Here is a 4,512-nt window from a genome sequence, read left to right on the forward strand (position 1 = left end):
TGTCCTTGTGAGACCAGCACGTCGACCTGACGCAGCTTGCTCACGATCTCCTCGGGCTTGGGTCGTTGGGCCATCGATTCCGTCCTCTGTCGGCGCAAAAGCCATACTTCAGGGCGGACCACTTCAAAGGGGGACGATCAGTGCTGCGCATCCGACGCCTTGCGGATGTTCAAGCCCGCCCGTTGCAACCAACCCGCGCTGTCGAGTGGCTGCGACCCGACGCCTTGAATCTGATGCAGGAAGCGCTCGGCGTCGGCAGCGACAGCGTCGCGGCTGCCAGCCTGAGCGCTGGTACGCCCGGATTCGGCTGGCCCGCCGGCAGGCTTGGCAACTGTTGGCCGGTCGGGTGCTTTGACCGGCTCGGGGCGGCGCAAGTGCTGAGTTGAAGGGGAGGGGGGGCGAGGTCGGTTAAACCGAAAGGTCGGAACCGTGTCGTTGAGCATGGCCTTGATCCATCCCGATCGTAGGGCCGCACTTCGCGACAAGCTTGGGGCGGCCGTCGATATGAATTGGCTTGAAGCCGAACCCCTCGCTAAGGGGTGCTTGCGAACGGCCTACGTGCCGCTGTTACCCGTAGTGTTACCCTATCGCCAAAATCAGGAAGTGGACCGGAAACGGAAAAGGGGTCGGCGCTTTCGCCAACCCCTTCAACGATCTACAGAAATTCGATGGTACCACCGCCCCGGCTCGAACGGGGGACCCCCAGATCCACAATCTGGTGCTCTAACCAACTGAGCTACGGCGGCACTGGCGGGGGGTGTATCGTGGGCCGCGGCAGTTTTCAAGCGAGGCGCGCGGCCTTTGTGGGATCGACACGGACGCAACCTGCCGCGGCCGGCCGCATCGGGCTCCGGGCGCCCGCGCCAGGGCCGAACCGGCGTCCACTTCGGCACGGGGCGCGCTATAGTGAACCCATCGGGTCGAACCCGCGGTGCGGCGGCCGGGGCGGATCGGGGTGAGCGGACGAACCGTGAGCGCACGACAGCCAGCGGCAGCCAAGGATGGAAGCACGGGCGGCGACCGCAAGGCGGCCGACCGGCCGATCGACGCACCGGCCCGGAAAGCGGCCGGACCGCGCGAGCGCGCCCGGCGCCGTTGGACCGGCGCCGGGATCGTCCAGGCGCCGGGGCAGCTGCGCAGCCTCGTCCGTCGCAGCGAGGGCGGCCTCGTCGCGCTCGCGACCCTGGTGGGCTGCGTCGCCGGAGTCGCGGTCTCCGCCATGAACTGGGCGACGCAGAGCCTGCGCGAGCTGCTGTTCCTCCTGCCGCCAGGGATGCGGCTCAGTGCGGCCGATGCCGTGTCGCCGGTGCTCCTGCTGGTTGGGCCGTGTCTCGGCGGCGCGCTGCTCGGGCTGGTGATCGTCGCGGCGGGCTACATCCGCGGCCCGCGCAAGCGCCCCGCCATCGACCCGATCGAGGCCAACGCCCTGCATGGCGGGCGGATGTCGCTCCGAGACAGCCTCTATCTCGCCCTCCAGAATGTCGTCTCGAACGGGAGCGGCGCCTCGGTCGGGCTGGAGGCCGGCTATACGCAGCTCGCCTCCGGCCTCGCCTCACGGCTCGGGATCGCCTTCGAGGTGCGCCGGAGCGACCTGCGGACCCTGGTCGGCTGCGGCGCCGCCGGGGCGATTGCGGCCGGGTTCGGCGCGCCGCTGGCCGGCGCCTTCTACGCCTTCGAGCTGATCATCGGCACCTATTCGATCGCGACTCTGACGCCGGTGGTGGTGGCGGCGCTCTGCGGCAACCTGATCGCGCAGCAGCTGATCGCGACGCAGCCGCTGGTCGATTTCGGCGACGTGCAGGCGATCACCACCTCGCACGTCACCAGCATGGAGATCCTGCCGAGCCTCGCCCTGGGGCTGGTCTGCGCGGGCCTCGGCATCCTGATCATGCGCGGGGTCACCCTGGTGGAGCGGCTGGTCCAGGCCTCGGGGGTCCCGCGGGTGGCCGCCCCGGCCCTCGGCGGCCTGTGCGTTGGGGCGCTGGCGCTGGTGGCGACGCCGCAGGTGCTTTCGGGCGGCCACGGCGCCCTGCACATGCATTTCGCCGCCGAGAGCCAGGGACACGGCATCGCGGCGTTGGCCGGCCTGTTCGCCGCCAAGGCGATGGCCTCGGCGATCTCGATCGGTTCCGGCTTTCGGGGCGGCCTGTTCTTCGCCTCGCTGTTCCTCGGCGCCATCGCGGGCAAGCTGTTCGCCGCCGGGGCGCCCCTGCTGGTGCCGGCGCTGGCGGGCTTCGGCCTCACGCCGCTCGCCTACGCGGTGATCGGCATGAGCGCGCTGGCCGTGGCGGTGATCGGCGGCCCGCTGACCATGACGTTCCTGACGCTCGAGATCACCGGCAGCCTGCCGATCACCGGGCTGGTGCTCGCCGCGGTGATCGCGTCCTCGCTGACCGTGCGCAAGACCTTCGGCTACTCCTTCGCGACGTGGCGCTTCCATCTGCGCGGCGAGAGCATCCGCAGCCCGCACGATATCGGCTGGATCCGGTCGCTCACGGTCGGCCGGCTGATGCGCCGGGACACGCGCGTCGTGGCGGCCGATACGCCGTTGGCCACCTTCATGCGCGCCCACCCCCTCGGCTCGCCCTCCCGGGTGATCGCGGTGGACGGGCAGGGGCGCTATGCCGGGATCGTGAACGTCCCCGAGGCGCACGCCGCCGCGCGGGAAGCCGACGCGGCGGCGCAGCCCGTGCTGGCCGACCTGCTGCTGCACACCGACGCTTTCCTCACGCCGGGCCTGAACGCCAAGGACGCCGCCGCCGCCTTCGACCGCACCGAGAGCGAGGCGCTGGCGGTGGTCGACGGGCCCGAGACCCGGAAGGTCCTGGGCCTGCTCACCGAGAGCCACACGCTGAAGCGCTACAGTGAGGAACTCGACCGTCAGCGCCGGGCCATGGCGGGGGAAATCGACTGATTGTCAGGCCCGGGTGTTGACCCGATACCGGCGCGGACCAATCACCTGACGCCGACGATCCGGGCACCGCGAGGGCCCGCTCTCCCAGAACGCGTGGAGGATTCATGCCCGGTCCAGAGACCAGCCCGCAGCGTCGCTACCGCATCGCGGTGATCCCCGGCGACGGCATCGGCAAGGAGGTGGTGCCGGAAGGCGTGCGCGTGCTGGAGCAGGCGGCCAAGCGGCACGGCTTCTCGCTCCAGCTCGACTGGTTCGATTTCGCCAGCTGCGACTATTACGAGCAGCACGGCCGGATGATGCCGGAGGATTGGAAGGCGCAGATCGAGACGCACGACGCGATCTATTTCGGCGCCGTCGGCATGCCCGAGCGGGTGCCCGATCACATCTCGCTCTGGGGCTCGCTGATCCTGTTCCGGCGGGAATTCGACCAGTACGCGAACCTGCGCCCGGTGCGGCTGATGCCTGGGGTGAAGTGTCCGCTCGCCGACCGCAAGCCCGGCGACATCGACTTCTGGGTGGTCCGGGAGAACACTGAGGGCGAGTACTCGAACGCGGGCGGTCGGATGTTCGCCGGCACCGAGCGGGAATTCGCCCTGCAGGAGACGATCATGACCCGGCACGGGACCGATCGGATCCTGAAATTCGCCTTCGAGCTCGCCCAGAAGCGCCCGAAGAAGCACCTGACCTCGGCCACGAAGTCGAACGGCATCTCGATCACCATGCCGTACTGGGACGAGCGGGTGAAGGCGGTGGCCGAAGCCTATCCGGACGTGCGGTGGGACCAGTACCACATCGACATCCTGACCGCGCATTTCGTGCTGAACCCGGACCGGTTCGACGTGGTGGTGGCCTCCAACCTGTTCGGCGACATCCTGTCGGATCTCGGGCCCGCCTGCACGGGCACGATCGGCATCGCGCCGTCGGGCAACATCAACCCCGAGCGGGTGCACCCGTCCGTGTTCGAGCCGGTCCACGGCTCGGCGCCCGACATTGCCGGCCAGGGGATCGCCAACCCGATCGGTCAGATCTGGTCCGGGGCGATGATGCTGGAGCATCTCGGCGAGCACGAGGCTGCGGCCGAGATCGTCGGCGGGATCGAGCGGGTGCTGTCCGAGCGGACGCTGCGCACCCGCGACCTCGGTGGGAATGCGGATACGCAGGCGTGCGGCAAGGCGGTGGAACAGGCGCTGGGGTAGGAGCGGTCTCAGCGACCGCGCTTCATTCTGAAGGCTGCTTAGGATGACGCGCGGGTCCCCTCTCCCGCACGGGAGCGGGGGCCTGTCGCGCTCCACTCCGTGAAAGCCGCCCGCCTCAGCGCGGGAGGCGGCGCACGTTCACCACGTTGCTCGCCGGCTCGGCCTTGCCGGACTCGGCCGGCAGGGTATCGAGGGCGGTCTTGACGATGGTCTGCGCGTCGAGCCCGGCCTCGGCGTACATCTTCTCCGGGCTGTCGTGGTCCTGGTAGGTGTCCGGCAGCGTCAGCGTCCGAACCCGCACCCGCCCCGCATCCAGCGCGCCTGTCTCGGCCAGAAGATGCAGCACCATCGCGCCGAACCCGCCGCGCGAGCCCTCCTCGATCGTCAGCAGGACCTCGTGGT

4 protein-coding genes and 1 tRNA gene are annotated in these 4,512 nt (G+C 69.7%); 2 read left to right on the forward strand and 3 right to left on the reverse strand.

The genetic code is table 11. The features are described 5' to 3' along the window. Positions 1-137: 137 nt before the first annotated feature. Complete coding sequence (locus MKK84_RS03370; protein WP_243916621.1) at positions 138-443, reverse strand: hypothetical protein; 306 nt, start codon at positions 441-443, stop codon at positions 138-140. A gap of 226 nt (positions 444-669) precedes the next feature. Then, positions 670-746 (reverse strand) — tRNA-His (locus MKK84_RS03375). Between the two features lie 224 nt (positions 747-970). On the opposite strand from MKK84_RS03375, the gene MKK84_RS03380 reads away from it, so the two are divergent. Beyond that, complete coding sequence (locus MKK84_RS03380; RefSeq protein WP_243916622.1) at positions 971-2,914, forward strand: chloride channel protein; 1,944 nt, start codon at positions 971-973, stop codon at positions 2,912-2,914. 104 nt (positions 2,915-3,018) lie between these two features. After that, positions 3,019-4,110, forward strand: a complete 1,092-nt coding sequence (locus tag MKK84_RS03385; RefSeq protein ID WP_243916623.1) for a tartrate dehydrogenase — start codon at positions 3,019-3,021, stop codon at positions 4,108-4,110. Positions 4,111-4,225: 115 nt separating this feature from the next. Here MKK84_RS03385 and MKK84_RS03390 read toward each other — a convergent pair. Then, a partial coding sequence (locus MKK84_RS03390) for a transketolase C-terminal domain-containing protein (protein ID WP_279599347.1) occupies positions 4,226-4,512 on the reverse strand: 287 nt, incomplete at its 5' end.

Source organism: Methylobacterium sp. E-065 (assembly GCF_022829605.1).
In the GTDB taxonomy this organism is placed as follows: Bacteria; Pseudomonadota; Alphaproteobacteria; order Rhizobiales; family Beijerinckiaceae; genus Methylobacterium.

Coding starts and splice junctions, on each gene's coding strand:
- MKK84_RS03370 (WP_243916621.1), bottom strand. CDS start 443: ATGCTCAACGACACGGTTCCGACCTTTCGGTTTAACCGACCTCGCCCC.
- MKK84_RS03385 (WP_243916623.1), top strand. CDS start 3,019: ATGCCCGGTCCAGAGACCAGCCCGCAGCGTCGCTACCGCATCGCGGTG.